At 72.4% G+C, this 14,818-nt stretch carries 13 protein-coding genes; 2 read left to right on the top strand and 11 right to left on the bottom strand.

What is annotated here, in order from left to right; genetic code table 11:
* Nucleotides 1-60: 60 nt before the first annotated feature.
* The 5 genes from F6W97_RS06970 to F6W97_RS40500 form a co-directional block, all read right to left on the bottom strand.
* On the bottom strand, nucleotides 61-1,398 hold the full coding sequence (locus F6W97_RS06970) for an acetyl-CoA carboxylase biotin carboxylase subunit (protein ID WP_155369281.1): 1,338 nt from the start codon (nucleotides 1,396-1,398) through the stop codon (nucleotides 61-63).
* A 171-nt stretch (nucleotides 1,399-1,569) separates the two neighbouring features.
* Nucleotides 1,570-2,172 carry a TetR/AcrR family transcriptional regulator gene (locus F6W97_RS06965; RefSeq protein ID WP_407924550.1) on the bottom strand — a complete coding sequence of 201 codons (603 nt, stop codon included), beginning with the start codon at nucleotides 2,170-2,172 and terminating at the stop codon, nucleotides 1,570-1,572.
* Between the two features lie 44 nt (nucleotides 2,173-2,216).
* A complete protein-coding gene (locus F6W97_RS06960) occupies nucleotides 2,217-5,084 on the bottom strand; it encodes a hypothetical protein (protein WP_155369279.1) in 2,868 nt (955 codons plus the stop codon).
* A 296-nt stretch (nucleotides 5,085-5,380) separates the two neighbouring features.
* Nucleotides 5,381-6,133: a hypothetical protein gene (locus F6W97_RS06955; protein ID WP_155369278.1), complete on the bottom strand. Its 753-nt coding sequence runs from the start codon at nucleotides 6,131-6,133 to the stop codon at nucleotides 5,381-5,383.
* A 1-nt stretch (nucleotide 6,134) separates the two neighbouring features.
* The gene (locus F6W97_RS40500) at nucleotides 6,135-6,656 is read right to left on the bottom strand and encodes a SigE family RNA polymerase sigma factor (RefSeq protein WP_407924559.1); all 522 of its coding nucleotides are present in this window, start codon (nucleotides 6,654-6,656) and stop codon (nucleotides 6,135-6,137) included.
* Nucleotides 6,657-6,840: 184 nt separating this feature from the next.
* Between F6W97_RS40500 and F6W97_RS06945 the strand changes: the two genes are divergently transcribed.
* Nucleotides 6,841-7,623 carry a maleylpyruvate isomerase family mycothiol-dependent enzyme gene (locus tag F6W97_RS06945; RefSeq protein ID WP_196279004.1) on the top strand — a complete coding sequence of 261 codons (783 nt, stop codon included), beginning with the start codon at nucleotides 6,841-6,843 and terminating at the stop codon, nucleotides 7,621-7,623.
* A 52-nt stretch (nucleotides 7,624-7,675) separates the two neighbouring features.
* On the opposite strand, the gene F6W97_RS06940 is transcribed toward F6W97_RS06945, so the two are convergent.
* Together F6W97_RS06940 and F6W97_RS06935 are read right to left on the bottom strand one after the other, a co-directional pair.
* Nucleotides 7,676-9,577 (bottom strand): hypothetical protein, encoded by a 1,902-nt coding sequence (locus F6W97_RS06940; RefSeq protein ID WP_155369275.1) that lies wholly within the window; start codon nucleotides 9,575-9,577, stop codon nucleotides 7,676-7,678.
* Between the two features lie 82 nt (nucleotides 9,578-9,659).
* Nucleotides 9,660-10,433, bottom strand: a complete 774-nt coding sequence (locus tag F6W97_RS06935) for an SGNH/GDSL hydrolase family protein (protein ID WP_155369274.1) — start codon at nucleotides 10,431-10,433, stop codon at nucleotides 9,660-9,662.
* A 104-nt stretch (nucleotides 10,434-10,537) separates the two neighbouring features.
* Between F6W97_RS06935 and F6W97_RS06930 the strand changes: the two genes are divergently transcribed.
* Nucleotides 10,538-11,224: a DsbA family oxidoreductase gene (locus F6W97_RS06930; RefSeq protein WP_155369273.1), complete on the top strand. Its 687-nt coding sequence runs from the start codon at nucleotides 10,538-10,540 to the stop codon at nucleotides 11,222-11,224.
* A gap of 79 nt (nucleotides 11,225-11,303) precedes the next feature.
* Here F6W97_RS06930 and F6W97_RS06925 read toward each other — a convergent pair whose 3' ends face one another.
* From F6W97_RS06925 to F6W97_RS06910, 4 genes are all read right to left on the bottom strand, one after another.
* Nucleotides 11,304-11,789, bottom strand: coding sequence for a hypothetical protein (locus F6W97_RS06925; protein ID WP_155369272.1), 486 nt, complete (start codon nucleotides 11,787-11,789; stop codon nucleotides 11,304-11,306).
* Nucleotides 11,790-11,904: 115 nt separating this feature from the next.
* On the bottom strand, nucleotides 11,905-12,897 hold the full coding sequence (locus F6W97_RS06920; RefSeq protein ID WP_155369271.1) for a hypothetical protein: 993 nt from the start codon (nucleotides 12,895-12,897) through the stop codon (nucleotides 11,905-11,907).
* Between the two features lie 224 nt (nucleotides 12,898-13,121).
* On the bottom strand, nucleotides 13,122-14,270 hold the full coding sequence (locus F6W97_RS06915) for a hypothetical protein (RefSeq protein WP_155369270.1): 1,149 nt from the start codon (nucleotides 14,268-14,270) through the stop codon (nucleotides 13,122-13,124).
* The gene (locus tag F6W97_RS06910) at nucleotides 14,267-14,791 is read right to left on the bottom strand and encodes a SigE family RNA polymerase sigma factor (RefSeq protein ID WP_230686462.1); all 525 of its coding nucleotides are present in this window, start codon (nucleotides 14,789-14,791) and stop codon (nucleotides 14,267-14,269) included. The genes F6W97_RS06915 and F6W97_RS06910 overlap by 4 nt, the downstream gene beginning before the upstream one ends.
* Nucleotides 14,792-14,818: the final 27 nt, after the last annotated feature.

Raw genomic sequence — 14,818 nt, 5'->3', positions numbered from 1 at the left:
GGGGCCCGGCGACCGTGGTCGCCGGGCCCCTTCCCGGTGCGCCGGCAGATCGGCGCCGGCTCAGCGCATCCGCGAGACCAGCCCGGTGTCGTAGTCGCCGGAGACGAACTCGGCGTTGTCCATCAGCTCGGCGAAGAACGGCAGGTTGTTCTTCGGGCCGATCAGCTCGAACGCGGCCACCGCCGCCTTGGCCCGGATGATCGCCTCGGCCCGGTCGGCGCCGTACACGATGACCTTGGCCATCAGCGAGTCGTAGCTCGGGGTGACGATGTTGCCCTCGGCGTAGCCGGAGTCGACCCGCACGCCCTCGCCCACCGGCTCGATCCAGGTCGTGATCGTGCCGGGTCCGGGCAGGAAGCGCTTCGGGTCCTCGGCGTTGACCCGCAGCTCGATGGCGTGGCCCACCGACGCCAGCGTGGAAGGCTCGAACTGCACCGGCAGCCCGGCCGCGACGCGCAGCTGCGCCTCGACCAGGTCGATGCCGAAGACCAGCTCGGTGACCGGGTGCTCGACCTGCAGCCGGGTGTTCATCTCCAGGAAGAAGAACTCGCCGGTGGCCGGGTCGAACAGGCACTCGACCGTGCCCGCGTTGCGGTAGCCGACGGCCTCGCCCGCGCGGACCGCGGCGGCCAGCAGCTTCGTGCGCTGCTCGGGGGTGAGCGCCGGGGACGGCGACTCCTCGACCAGCTTCTGGTTGCGCCGCTGCACCGAGCACTCGCGCTCGCCCAGGGCGATCACGGTGCCGTCGGCCATGCCGAGGATCTGCACCTCGACGTGGCGCACCCGCGGGAAGTAGCGCTCCAGCAGCACCGAGCCGTCGCCGAACATGCGCTCGGCGAAGCCGCGCACCTTCTCGTACTGCTCGGTCAGCTGGCCTGCGTCGTTCGCGACGGCCATGCCCATGCCGCCGCCGCCGGCCGCAGCCTTGACCATGACCGGGTAGCCGATCTCCTCGGCGGCGGCCAGCGCGTCCTCGACCGTGGCGGCCGGGTCCGCGGTGCCGGGGGCGACCGGCACTCCGGCGGCGGCCATCAGGTTGCGAGCGTTGATCTTGTCACCCATCGCGGTGATCGCGTCGGCGCCGGGACCGACCCAGATCAGGCCATTGGCGGCGACGGTACGCGCGAAGTCGGCGTTCTCGGAGAGGAAGCCGTAGCCGGGGTGGATCGCCTGCGCGCCGGTCTGCTTGGCGGCGTCGAGGATCGCCTCGGCGTTGCGGTACGACTCGGCAGGGTTGGCCGGGCCGACGCACACCGCCTCGTCGGCCTCGCGTACGAACGGCAACTCGGCGTCGGCCTCGGAATACACGGCGATGGTGCGGATGCCCAGCCCTCTGGCGGTGCGGATGATGCGCCGGGCGATCTCTCCCCGGTTCGCGACCAGCAACGACTCGATCATGCCGTGTCCCTCCTACGCTCAGCCAACCACACCAAGCCTAAACGCACGTTAAGTTCCGCCCGCCAAGCGGGGCCGCGACGCGGTCGCGACCAGCAGTTTCGGGGAAACTGCGGCTTCCGGGCACGCCGAAGGCGCAGTTTCCCCGAAACTGCGCAACGGTGCGCGGGGGCGTCAGCCCAGGAGGGCGGCCAGGGCGGCGGCGCGGAGGAGGGTGGCGCGGCGTTGGCGTTCGACTTCGCCGCCGAGGAAGGGGGTGGAGTTCATCAGGCCGAAGGCGGCGTGGGCGAGGACCCGGGCCTCGCCGCCGGTGACGTCGCTGCGTACGGCGGTCAGCACCTGCACCCACTCCTCCACATACTGGCGCTGCAGCCGCCGGATCTCGCGGCGCGGCTCCTCGGGCAGGCGGTCCAGCTCGTGCAGGTGCAGCGCGATCACGGCCGGGTTGGCCAGGGCGAACTCGACATGGAAGTCGACCAGGGCCTCGACCGCGGCGCGCGGGTCGCCGACGTGCTCGGACACCTGGCCGCGGCCACCCGCCAGCAGGCCCTCGCTCACCGGCATCAGCGCGGCGACGAGCATCGCCTCCTTGCCGGCGAAGTGGTGGTAGAGGGCGGGCCCGGTGACGCCGGCGGCGGTGCCGATGTCGTCCATGGACACGCCGTGATAGCCGCGCGCGGCGAACAGGCCGACGGCGATCTCCAGGATCTCCTCACGTCGCGACCTGCGTGCCGGCTTTGCCGGGGGGGTGTCTACCTGCTGCTCCACTGCCGTCACCCGGGACATGCTACTCGCCGGTCAAGCCGAAGCTTAACGCCCGTTTAGTCCAGTTCGAACCCATATTCCCCTGCCAACCGGCGGGCTTCGTCCGCCCGGTCGCACTGCATCAGCGTGTGCGCGAGCGCGTACGCCGCCCGCGGCAGCGTCGCCGAGTCCCGGGGCAGGCCGTTGAGCACCTCCCGCAGGATCGGCTCGGCCACCTCGGCCCGGCCCAGCGTCAGCAGCACCTCGCCCATGGTCAGGTCGGCCAGGAACGCCTCCCCGAACGCCTCCAGCCCGCGGAAGCGCTCGGCCGCCCCGCGCACCCGGATCAGCGCCGCCTCCGGATCACCCGCGCCGACCATGGCCCGCGCCCCGTCCAGGGCGAGCCAGGCCAGCTCGTACTGTGCCTCGGGCTCCTTGGCCAGCCCCGGCGGCAGCTCCGCGACCGCGGCGTCGGCCAGCTCCACGGCCTGCCGGGCCCGCTCGGGATCGTCGGCGTACATCGCGGCCACGGCCTGCCGTCGCCTGGCCCGCATCTCGTCCAGCGGCAGCCGCGCCATCCGGTACGCCGCAGCGGCCGAGCCGAGCCGGGTCGCGGCCAGCGCGTCACGATCGAGGTCGAACAACAGCTCGCCGGCCTGTTCCAGGACCCGGGCCCGCCCCGCCGCGTTGTCGAACCCGTCCAGGTTCGCCGCGAGCTGATCGAGGTACGACAGCGCCTGGTCGGTCTCGCCCAGCCGCTGGTAGATCGCCGCCAGCAGGTGGCGTACCTGGTCGGCGAGGTTCTGGTTGCCGGCCCGGTCCGCGCCGTACACCGCCTCCTCGGCGACCTCGGCGGCCTCCTCCACCCGGCCGGTGTTGAACAGCGCCACGGCCAGGTGGAACCGGGCGTGTTCGGCGTCGTCGTCGTGCTCCTCGCCTGTCTCGGGCGTGCCGCCGAGCCGGGCGACCATGGCGACCAGGTCGTCGACCGCCTCCCGGGCCCGCGGCGTGCCGGCCAGCAGTACCGCGCGCCGCTCCCGGACCTCGCGCTCCAGCGGCTCGGGCAGCACCCGCGCCAGCGCCCGGTCGAAGGCCGCCGCGGCGCCGGCGTTGTCGTCGAGCATGCTCAGGCCCTGGCCGAGGAAGAACTCCCCCAGGCCGATCATCTCGTCCTGGCCCCCGGCCACGGCCTGCTCGATCAGCTGCCGGGCCGCGTCCGCGGACTCCTGCACCCGCCCGTCCGCGCCGAGCGCCTGCGCCCGCAGCAGCATGACCTGCAGCCGCACCCGCGCACCCGGGTCGGGCTCGCCGACTGCCGCGACACGGTCCAGCTCCCGTAGCGCCTCACCCGGCTGCTGGGCATGCAGCAGCGCGACCGCGAGCCGCCGCAGCGCGCCGGCCTGGTCCTTCGGTTCTCCGTGCGCCAGCAGGTACTCCGAGGAGGTGCGAACCTGCGCCAGACCCTCCTCCGGCTGGCCGTGCCGGCTGCGGTGCAGCCCCAGCCGCCCCCGGATCCGCTGGCAGCGCACCTCGTCCCCGGCCGCGGTGTAGCGCTCCAGCGCCTCGGTCCAGGCGTGCTCGGTCTCCTCGGCCGCCTCGCCGTGCAGCCGCATACCGCGCAGGTCGGCCAGCCGCCCCTGCTGCAATGCGGTCAGCCCGGCCGCCCCGGTGAACGGCTGGATGAGCTGCCACAGCGCCTCGGAGCGGGGCTCGTCGTCGCGCCGCAGCGCCTCCTCGATCAGATCGAGCAGCAGGTCGAGGCCTGCGTCCGCGGGCACGTCCGGCAGTGCCGCCACGACCGGCGGCGACGGCGCGACCGCGGGCGTGTCCCGCACCGCCGCGCTCGCCCGCGCGGTCAGGCTCAGCGGCACCCGCTCGGCCAGCGGCTCGGCCGCCAGCAGCGCGGCCACCCGACCGCTCTGCGCGGCGGTGCCGTTACGGAGGTCGAAGCGCGACGCCTGCGCGACGGCGCGCTCGGCCAGCTGCTCGGCCAGTTCCGCGACGCTCTGCTCCGTGCCCCGCACCGGCTGCGCGCCCTGCCCGGCGGCGGCCAGGCAGCGCAGCACGAGCGCCGCCGCGGCAGCGAACTCCATCTCCACCATCGGTGAGGCCGCCTCCGGCAGCCACGGCAGATGCCGCTCGACCAGCTCCAGCCCACGAGCGGCGTTACCGCTCACCGCGAGGAAGAACGCGTGCTCGGCGATCGTGCCGAGCTTGCCGCGGTCCGCCCGGATCGCTCGGTAGGCCTGGTGGTGCGCCCTGCGTGCGTCGTCGAACCGGCCGGTACGCAGATACGGCAGCAGCAGCGCGGTGAGAATCTCCTGCGGCTGCTCGACGCAGGTCAGCTGCCCCGCCAGCACCGGCCCGGTCAGCTCGATGGCCTCCGCGTCCCGGCCCCGCTCGGCCAGGTGCCGCACCTGATCGGTCGGGTCGCACCCGACACAGTCCGAGTTGCCGTCGCGGGCGGCCGCCAGCCAGCGCTCGTAGTGCAGGTCCGCGGACGCGCTGTCGCCGAGGTGGAACGCCAGCAGCCAGCGGTGCTTGTGCACGGCCTGCAGGCTGTGCCCGCCCTCCTCGTAACGGCGCTGCATGTCGTCCAGCACCGCGTAGGTCCGGGCGAGCGGCACGTCCGGGAACCGGGTAGCCGAATTGATCACGTACTTGTAGTGCCAGAGCAGCAGGTACTCCTGGTCGCCGTACCGTTCCGGGTAGGAGTCGAAGCGGGCCAGGCACCAGGCGAACGTCACGAACCCCTCAGCCGGCAGGCCCGCCCGCTGGTACGCCTCCGTCGCCGCCATCCGGGCGTGGAACCGCAACTGCTCGTCACCGAGCACGTCCGCCTGGGCGATCGCCTCCTCGGCCAGCGCCACCTGACCCGCGCCACGGGGCGCGTCCCAGCACTGCTCGATCAGGGCGCGAATCCGCTCGGGATGGGGGTTGGTCATGGAGCGCGGTTCTCCTCGTCGGTGCTCACGCCCGGCTCCGTGGGTCCGGCTCCGGTAAAGACGCGGTAGGCGGCGCTAAAGGGTCGCGACACACGGCGACCAGTTGCGGACACGACGGCACGGCTCGCGCACCTGCGCGGCGGCGCGGGATCGACAGGTCGACGACACCCCGTGGCTCGACCTGAAACGAGTGGTCCACGCCGGACACCGTACCCGGATCCGGCCATGTGCGCGCGATACGGCCAAACGGGCGGCTCTGCGCGGAGTGCCGCCCGTCTGCCGCCGGCCGGGCACGGTCACTCGTAGCAGTCTTGATTCCGCAGTTGCAGGCTGATCTGGATCACCGACGTCCTGCCCATCTCGATCCGGTAGGTGGCGTCGGGGTTGCCGGGAACCTTCACATAGCCTCGCCCGCTCGGCTCACCGGGTTCCACCACCGATTCCCAGCTCGGGTAGATCGCGATCAGCTCCTCGTAGGTCATGCCCAGACGGAGCCCTTCCGGGGTCTCGACACCCGGCATGGCGTAGATGGCAGCGAGACCGAGCCGCCGGGAGAAGAACAGCTGCCCGTCGACGTCGCGCTCGTCCTCCGCCGCTGGTGTTCCCTTGAGGAAGGCGCTGCTGTCGCACGTCATGCCGTCATCGATCTGCCCGTCAGCGACGACCAGGCCCGTTGCGAGGGCCTCCGCAGGACTCTGTCCGAGCAGAAGATCGCCGTAGCCGCGTGGCCCGAGCACGAGTCTCACCGGACTACCCGCCGGTGACGGCGTCGCGGAGGGGGATGGCGCACCACTCGGCGAGACGGTGTGCTCCGGCGTCGTGGCGACCACCGGCGGGCCCTGGTCGCCACGGTCCATCGAGGCGTATGCCACGGCCGGCGCGGCCAGCAGCAGCACCCCGAGCACGCTCAGAGCTGCGGTCGTGCGAGCCCGGCGGCGCTTGACGGTGTGCCGCACCGCGCCCGCGCCTGTGGCGTGTACCGACGGCGCCGCGGCCGCGGTGAAGCCCGCGAAGGCGTCATTGATCAGGTCGTCGTCGAAGTCGGTCATCTCAGTTCTCCTTCTTGAGCTGGGCGGCCAGCGCGGCGCGACCGCGGCTGAGCCAGGATTTGACGGTGCCTTCGGCGACGCCCTCCTGGGCCGCGATCTCGGCGATCGGCAACTGCGCCATGTAGTGCAGGACGACGGCTCGACGCTGCTGGGCAGGGATGACGGCGAGCGCCCGGGTGAGCGCGACCCGGTCCGGGTCGGGACCTGCGGCGTGCTCCTCGCGCTGGCGGCGCAGGAAGTTCAGCGCCGTACGCCGCCGCCGGAAGGTGCTCGTCGCCAGGTTCCAGGCGACCCGGCGGACCCAGGCCACCGGCTCGTCGTACCGGCTGATCCGGCTCCAGCGGGCGTATGCCCGGCAGAACGCCTCCTGTACCAGGTCCTGGGCCTCGCCGAGGTCACCCAGGTAGGCGTAGAGCTGCAGGCTCAGCGGGGTGAAACCCGCCGCGTAGAACTCGTCGAAGTCGCGTGGTGCGGCGGATGCCGCCTGGTCCGCGACCCAGACCTCCCCGTGCTGCGTGGCCACTGTGGTCACACGGTCCTTCCTCCCCGATGCCACCGGTCCGATCCGGTGGATGGCACCAACACGCGTGATCTCCGGTGTCGGTTGCACCCCGATCCAGCCGGAAGCATCGTGCCGTCCGAACCGGGTGCGCCGCCGTCCCGGCGGGAGGCTTGCGTCGCAGGTGCGGACGAGGAAGGCTGCGGCCATGTCCGCACACGACCGCGCCGCCGCGGCCTGCCGTCACAGCCTGCACGCCCTCGTCAAGATCGGTGAGCAGCTCACCGACGAGCAGTGGGCCGCCCCGACCGACTGTCCCGGCTGGACCGTGGGCGACGTGTACGCCCACGTGGTGAGCCTGGAGCAGTGGATGGCCGACGGTGGCGCCGCGCCGCAGGGCCCGCCGCAGCAGCTGATCGACTCCGGGGTGGCGCAGTGGCGCGGCGCTGCTCGCACCGAGGTGCTGGCGGCCCTGCGCGCCCTGCTGGCGGTACGCGAGCGCCAGCTCACCGACGAGTTGCGGGCCGCGGATGCGCCCGGTTGGTGGGTGTGGGCGAACACGGAGGTCCCGTTCGCGGTGCAGCTGTCGGCGCGCGCGTTCGACCTGTGGGTGCACGAGCAGGACGTGCGGCGCGCCCTGCGCCGGCCCGGCAACCTGGGCTCACCCGGCGCGCAGAACACCCGCGACCTGGTCCTGCAGGCGCTGCCGCGGATCGTGGTCAAGAAGGCCGGTGCGCCGCCCGGCGCGGCGGTGCGCTTCACCACGCTGGGCGAGCTGCCCCAGGACTTCGCCGTGTACGTCGACGAGCACGGCCGCGCCTCGGTGGTGCCGAGCGACACCCACCGGTCCACCGCGCACGCGACGCTGAGCTGGGAGGCGTACGCGCTGCTCGCCGCCGGGCGCAGCACCCGGGACCGGCAGCAGGTCTGGCTCACCGGCGACGTCGCCCTGGCCGAGCGGGTCCTCGACCACCTCAACATCGCCCCGTGAACGTGCGAAGGCGGGCCGGGCGTCAGCCCGGCCCGCCTTCGCTGTGCTCTCGTCAGGCGACGATGAACGAGTGGTACCCGGAGTAGTCCCCCCGGGTGCCGTCCGCGCGGACCGCGTACACCTCGAGGTTGAAGTACCCGCTGGACTGCGGCGCCCACGTGACCGAGGCCCGGCCGTCGGCACCGGCCGCGACGAACGTGAAGTCGACGCCGTCGAAGGAGTACTCGTAGCCGGACAGCCCGACCCACTCCGCCCCGACCGGGCGGGTGAAGGTGAAGGTCCCCGGCACGCCGACGCCGCCCTTCGGCTCCCACACGTCATAGACGTCCGCGGCCACCCCCGGCCAGGGGAAGAACGACAGGTCCCAGCGGGTCTCGGGGGAGACCCAGCCGTTGGCGCTGTGACTGCGCACGGTCACGTTGTGCCCGTACTCGTTGCTCGCGAGGAACCGGATCGTCGCCGTGCCGTCGGGGCCCGCCGCCACGGTGCGCGGCTCGCCGAAGTCGACGCGGTACTCGAACTCCGTCGTGCCCGAGATTTCCGCGGCCGCCGCGAACCGCAGCGTGACCTGCTCGTTCCACTGCGGCGCGGCACCCACGACCGAGATCACCGGGTCGCCCTGCCACGGCGCGAAGATCTCGTAGGAGACCTCGCCGGAGCGGTTGCCCGCCGCGTCAAGAGACCTCACCCGCAGCGTGTTGTACGTGCTCTGCGGCGGGCTCAGCCGCACGGTGGCCGAACCGCCGGGCACGTCGGCCCGCACGACGTTCGGACCCTCCAGCGGGTCGGCGCAGACCAGCTGGCCCACGTCGCCGCCGTAGCTGCAGCCCGGCACGCCCAGCATCTCCCAGGCGTACTCGAAGCCCGCCACGTCGGCGTTGCCGCCGCCGGAGAAGGTGAACTCGCCCGGCACGCCGAGCGGCGTCGCCTCACCGCTGTCCGCGGCGGGGTAGTTCGACGACGTGACCGCGGGCGCGGCCGGTGCGGTGCGGTCGTAGACGAAGTAGCACGTCCGGGACCAGGCGGTGGTGTCCGCGCCGTCGCCGACCCGGTACTGCCAGGCGTAGGTCCGGCCGTCGGTCAGCACGCCTTCGGGCACGGTGCCGGTCGCGACGCGGTCGGGCACGCTGAACGGGCTGGCGAACTCGGTCCGCGCCGCCGGGTCGTCCTGCGGCCAGAGGGCGAAGTCGTAGTCGAGGTTGGTGCCGTCCCACTCGTCGCCGTCGACGGCCAGCGCCTGCAGCGAGTTGCCGAAGTAGCCGAGGTGCGGGTACGGCTGCGCCTCGACGCAGGGGCGGCCGCCGTTGTACATGTGCTGGTCGCGCAGCTCCGGGACGCTGTTGTACTGGACGTGCAGGCCGACGCTGGTGTACCAGTACAGCTTGCGGCCGTAGCTGACGTCGCCCTCGTACTGCTCGGGCACGCGGATCTCGAAGGTGATCCGCGACTGGCCCTGCGCGATCGCCTGCTGCACAGCTCCCGACACGTCGAACGTGATGTTCGCCGGGCAGTACTCGTTGGTCAGGATCTCGTCCAGTTTCGACACCGCCTGGGGCGCCTTGTGCCAGGAAGGCGTCTTGGTGACCGTCTTGGTCTGCCAGATCTCGATGGCGCGCTTCGAGCAGTCGACCACGTCCCGCTCGCGAACCGCCACGGTGCCGCTGAGGATGCGCTTGCCGTGGAACGGGTCCAGCTCGAAGGTCGCGTAGACCCGCGACTTGTGAATCTTGCCGTTCTCCCCGGTCCAGGCACCGATCGGCAGGTTGACCTGCTCTTCGGCGTCGTACGCGGCGTTCTTCTTGGCCGAGTCGGTATAACCGATCTGGCGTGCCGCGGCCTGCTCGGAGTGCGGAGCCGCCGCTGCGGGCGACGCGGTGCCGAGCACGGCCAGTCCGGCGCCCATCGTGATCGCGAGCGCGGCGGTGAGGCCGCGTCTGCGTACGGTAATCACCATTCTTCTGTTGTCCTCCCCGTTTCACCGGGCGCGAACGCACCCGGCGAAACGTGAGGGTAGAGCAGGAATCCCTTGGCGTCGTTCAGATTTTCGGATCGATCGGGCCGAGTTCCGGACGCTTGGCGGTGACGGTGTCGCCGGACGAGCGGCCGGTGAGGCGGCGCTTGATCCAGGGGGCGAGGTAGCGCCCCGCCCAGGCCAGGTCGTCGGCGCGGGCAGCCGGCCAGGACTTCATCGCCGGCCGGGTGGGCACGTCCCACCAGGCCGGGTCCGCCGGCACCCCGAGCGCAGCCAGCACGTGGGCGGCGGTGCGCCGGTGCCCGGCCGCCGACAGGTGCAGGCGGTCGATGCTCCACAGCGCCGGGTTGGCGTACTCGTCGTCGTGCCACAGGTCGACCAGGCGCGCGCCGTTGCGGTCGGCGACCTCACCGACGGCCTGGTTGAGGTAGCGGATGCGCGGGGCGACCAGGTTGTTGCCGGGCAGCCGCGACATCACGTCGGCGAACCGGAACAGCAGCACGTCCGCGCCGGTGCCCCGGAGCCGGGCCACGGTCTCGTCGAAGCGCGCCATCAGGGTCGGCGGATCGCACTTGCGGCGCAGCACGTCGTTCGCGCCGGCCGCGAAGCTGATCAGATCGGGTTTCATGGCCAGCGCCGGTTCGAGCTGCTCGCCCACGATGCCGTCGAACAGCCGCCCGCGGATGGCCAGGTTGGCGTAGCCGAACCCGGGCCCGCTGACCTGGCTGAGCCGTCCGGCGACCAGGTCCGCCCAGCCCCGGAACACCCCGTCGGCGTACGGATCGTCTATGCCCTCGGTGAAGCTGTCCCCCAGCGCCACATACCTGCTCCAACTCACCGCGACATCTTGCCACCGCCGGGTGTACCGGCGGGTAGTGCCCTTGCGCACACCGGCCCGCGGTGTGGGGAACAGAACTCCCCGGCGCCGTGTTGGATGAGCACGTGCAGATCGAGATCTACTCCGACGTCGTGTGCCCCTGGTGCTGGATCGGCGAGCAGCGCCTGCTGACCGCCCTCGACGGCTTCGCCGAGCCGGTGACGCTCACCTGGCGCGCCTTCCAGCTCGACCCGTCGGCCGAGTCCGCGCCGCTGGTGCAGTGGCTGGGCCGCCGCTACGGCGGCGAGGCCAACGCGCGGCGGATGTTCGACCAGGTCACCGAGGTCGGCCGGGGCGAGGGTCTCACCATGAACTTCGACCGTGCGATCAACGCGAACACCTTCGACGCGCACCGGCTGATCTGGTGGGCCGGGCAGCACGGCGAGCAGCGCCCGATGGTCGAGGCGTTGCACCGCGCCCACTTCACCGACGGCCTCGACCTCGGCGACCGGGCCGCGCTGGCGACGGTCGCGGCCGGGCTCGGCCACGACGAGCAGGAGATCCGCGCCCTGCTCGACTCCGCCACGGGTGTCGCCGAGGCGCAGGGTGAGCTGGCCATGGGCCGGGAGCTGAACATCACCGGCGTGCCGATGTTCGTCTTCGCCGGCAAGTACGCCATCAGCGGCGCACAGGACCCCTCGACGCTGCGCGAGGTGCTGGACGAGGTGCGCCGCCGCGAGGGCGGCTCGCCGCTGACGGTGCTGCCGACACCTCGCGGCGAGGCCTGCGACGACGACTCCTGCGCCATCTGACGCGGTAGACCAGCAAAAAGGCCCCCTGACCAGGGGGCCTTTTGTCCTTTTTGTCGATGTTTCACGTGAAACGGTATCGTCAACCGCCGATGCGGAACAGGTCCTTGCTGTCCTCTTTCGCGCGGACCCGCGCCCGGCCGCGGCGCACGGCGCGCACCACCACGAAGACCCAGCCGATCGCCGCCGCGATGCCCGCCAGCGTGAAACCCGTGATCAGCAGGTACGTCGAGCCGCCCGTGGTGGCGAACACGCCCTTGCGCGCTCCCGTGTCGACGGCGTCGACGGTCTTGCCTACCCGCATCGAGTCCGGCTCGTCGTACAGGATGACGTCCTTGCGCGTGCTGCCGTCGGCCGTCTCCCACTCGCCGTAGAACGAGCAGCTGTACTTGCCGCAGTCCTCCCGCATCGCGGTGAACAGGCCCGGCGTGCCCGCGCCGGAATGCGCCTGCCAGGCCGGGACCAGGTCCTGCGTGCCGTAGAGTAGGCCGATCCCCGCGATCAACGGCAGGCCGATCCACAGGAAGAAAGCCGTCCGCCAGTTCTCGATCCGCCCCAGGATGCTCATGGCCGCGGAGCCTAGCGTCAACCCGCCGGTGCGAGACACCGGCCGAACATGCACAAAGGCGGTGCCGGACCGAGGTCCCGCACCGCCTTGCCAGGCAGCTCCCGAGCCGCCGACCTCAGCCGATGACCGCCTGGAACAGGCTCGCCCCTGCCAGCTTCGCATCGGACACCGGCGCCTGCGCGATCACCCGGCCGTCGGCGGCGAGGTGGTACAGCACCGGCTGCGCCCCGCCGACCTGCACGATCATGGTGCCGTCGGGCTGGAAGTAGACCCGATCGACCTTGCCGACCGTGAACTCGACCGGCTTTCCGGTGGTCATGTCGATGACCGCGGCCACGCCGAGCTGCCGACTCGGGTCACCGGCGCCGACACTCGCCGCCGCCAGCCGGCCGTCGTGAGAGACGCCCAGCACGATCGCGTCCATGCCGTTCGGGTCCTGGTAGTCGACCGAACGCGGAGCCGAGCCGTCGGCCTTGGTCACGGTGAGCTTCCCGTCGGCGATCACGCCCCGGAACGGGCTCGCCGGCCGGGACGCGGCCGTCCAGTCGGCATGGCTCATGGCGCTGAAGCGCCCGGTCGCGAGGGCGACCCGGCCGCGGGTCTCCTTGCCGTCGGCCAGCAGCGTGACGTAGAGGGTGGCGGAGTCGGCGGCCCACCGGATCGAGCTGCTGCCGAGGCAGGACACCTGCTTCACCGTCTCGCGTGCCCGGCCCGAGGCGTCGGTGATCGTCAGCGTGCCGGTGGAGCCGGTGGTGTCGCCCGCGTCCTTCACCCACGCCAGGTGCTTGCCGTCCGGCGACACGACGACCGAGTTGCCGGGGCAGGTCCCGCCATCCGTCGTCCATGCCTGCTCGGCGACGCCGCCCCGCAGGCGGACCACGGCCTGACCGCTGCCCGCCTCCTTCAGGAAGTAGAAGGTCCCCGGCACGGCGGCGGCGGACGGCGCGGTCGAAGCCGACGCCGCGGTGGTCGGGGCCGTGGAAGGCGCCGGAGCCGACGGCGACTGCGGGTCGCACCCCGCGAGCAGCGCGGTGGCCGCGCAGGCCAGCAGTGCGGTGCCCAGCATGGCGCGGCGACGGGCCGGCGTGCCGAAGGTGTTCGAGTTCATCTGTTCCCCCGTGAGTCGAGAAGCGGTGCCGGCGGTCGGCCGCCGGCGGAGATCCGCGTCGTGCGGTACTGCGACATACAAGATGTCTGCTTCCCCGCGAAGGTTGCCGCCCCGGCGAAGAAAACTCATGCGGCTCCCGTGCAGGGCTCGGCGCATACGACAGCGGTGCGGGACCGAAGTCCCGCACCGCGGTCACCACCTGGCAGACCTGTGTCCTGCCGCGCTCAGCCGAAGGCGACCTGGAACGGCAGCTCCTTCTTGAACACGGCCCGGTCGACCGGGATCTCGGCGACCACCTGGCCGTCCGCGTTCAGGCGGTAGAGCCTGCCCGGGTCGCCCGCCACCCCCAGGGCCAGCGAACCGTCCGGCTGGAACCACACCCGGGCGACCTTGCCGACCGGGAACACGACAGGCCGACCCGTGGTCATGTCGACGACCGCGCCGACGTCCAGCTGCCGGCTGGGGTCACCGGCTCCGCTGCTCACCGTGGCGAACCGGCCGTCGTAGGACACCCCGAGCACCACCACGTCCATGCCGTGCTCGTCCTCGTAGGCGACCGACCGCGGAGCGGTGCCGTCCGCCTTGGTCACGGTCAGCCGGCCGCCCTGCACCGAGCCCCGGAACTGCCCGGTGGCCAGGGTCTCCGCCTCCGTCCAGGCATCGCGCTCCATGGCGGTGAACCTTCCGGTGGCCGCGTCGACCGCACCGACGGTCGCGGCGTTGTCCCGCTTGCCGACGTACAGCCGGGTGGAGTCGGGCGTCCACCCGAGAGCCCGGGTGCCCGCGCACAGCACCCGGGTCCCCCGCTTCTGCGGCGTCCCGCCCCGGACGTCGGCGATCATCAGATCGCCGCTGGTGTTGCCGGGGTCGTCGGCCCCGACGATCCAGGCGACCTGGCGGCCGTCGGGCGACACCGTGACGGAGTTCGCCGGGCAGGCGTCGCCGGCCTGGATGCTGATCGTCCGCAGCTTCTCGGTCCGGGTGTCCGGGACACACGTGCCCGGCGCAGGCGTGCCACAGTCGTAGCTCTCGTGCAGCACGTGCAGTTCGAGCTTCGTCGCGCCGGCCTCCCGGAGGAAGTAGTAGTCACCGGTCACCGTGGGCTGCGCCGATGGGGCCGACGGCGACGGCGCGGCGACGGTCGCCGTGGCCGACGCGCCCGGACCGACCTCCCCACTCCCGCCCCCGGTCAACGCGACCGCGGTGACGCCGGCGCTGCCCAGCAGGACCAGCGACAGCGCCGAGGTCAGCGCCGTACGCCGCAGCCCGATCCGGCGCGAGGTCCGCAGCGCGCGGTCGCGCAGGTCCACCGGGTGCACGTCGTCGGCCAGGTGCGCCAGGCCGGACCTCAGGTCGTCCATCGGGGCGTTCATCGGGCGGCTCCGTTCGCGGCGTGGAGGTCGGACAGTTCGGGGGCGATCACACGCAGCCGCGCGAGCGCCTTGGCGGTCTGGGACTTCACGGTGCCGACCGCGACGCCGAGCACCTCGGCGGCCTCGGCCTCCGTGCGGTCCTCGAAGAAGCGCAGCACCAGCACGGCCCGCTGCTTGTCGGACAGCTTCAGCAGCGCGGCCCGCAGGCTGAGCTTGAGCGCGGACGAGCCGGAGTGATCGCCACCGCGGCCGCGTTCGGGCAGCTCACCGGGTAGCACCTCGGCGACCTTGCCGCGGCGCCACCAGGAGACCTGCAGGTGATACATGACTTTGCGGGTGTACGCCTCGGCGTTGCCGCTGTCGTGCAGCCGCCGCCACGACCGGTGGGTCCGGGCGAGCGCGGACTGCACCAGGTCCTCGGCCAGGTGCTGGTCGCCGGTGAGCAGGTAGGCGGCGCGCAGCAGCGCCGGCGAGCGGTGCCTGACGAAGCTGTCGAACTCCGCTGAGTGCGAGTCGACCACGTATGCCCCCGTGGAATGAGCAGTGGT

It is taken from the genome of Catellatospora vulcania, from assembly GCF_009720385.1.
Lineage (GTDB): Bacteria > Actinomycetota > Actinomycetes > Mycobacteriales > Micromonosporaceae > Catellatospora > Catellatospora vulcania.
The sequence above is the reverse complement of the archived record's forward strand: the minus strand, read 5'-3'. Positions and strand labels throughout refer to the sequence as shown.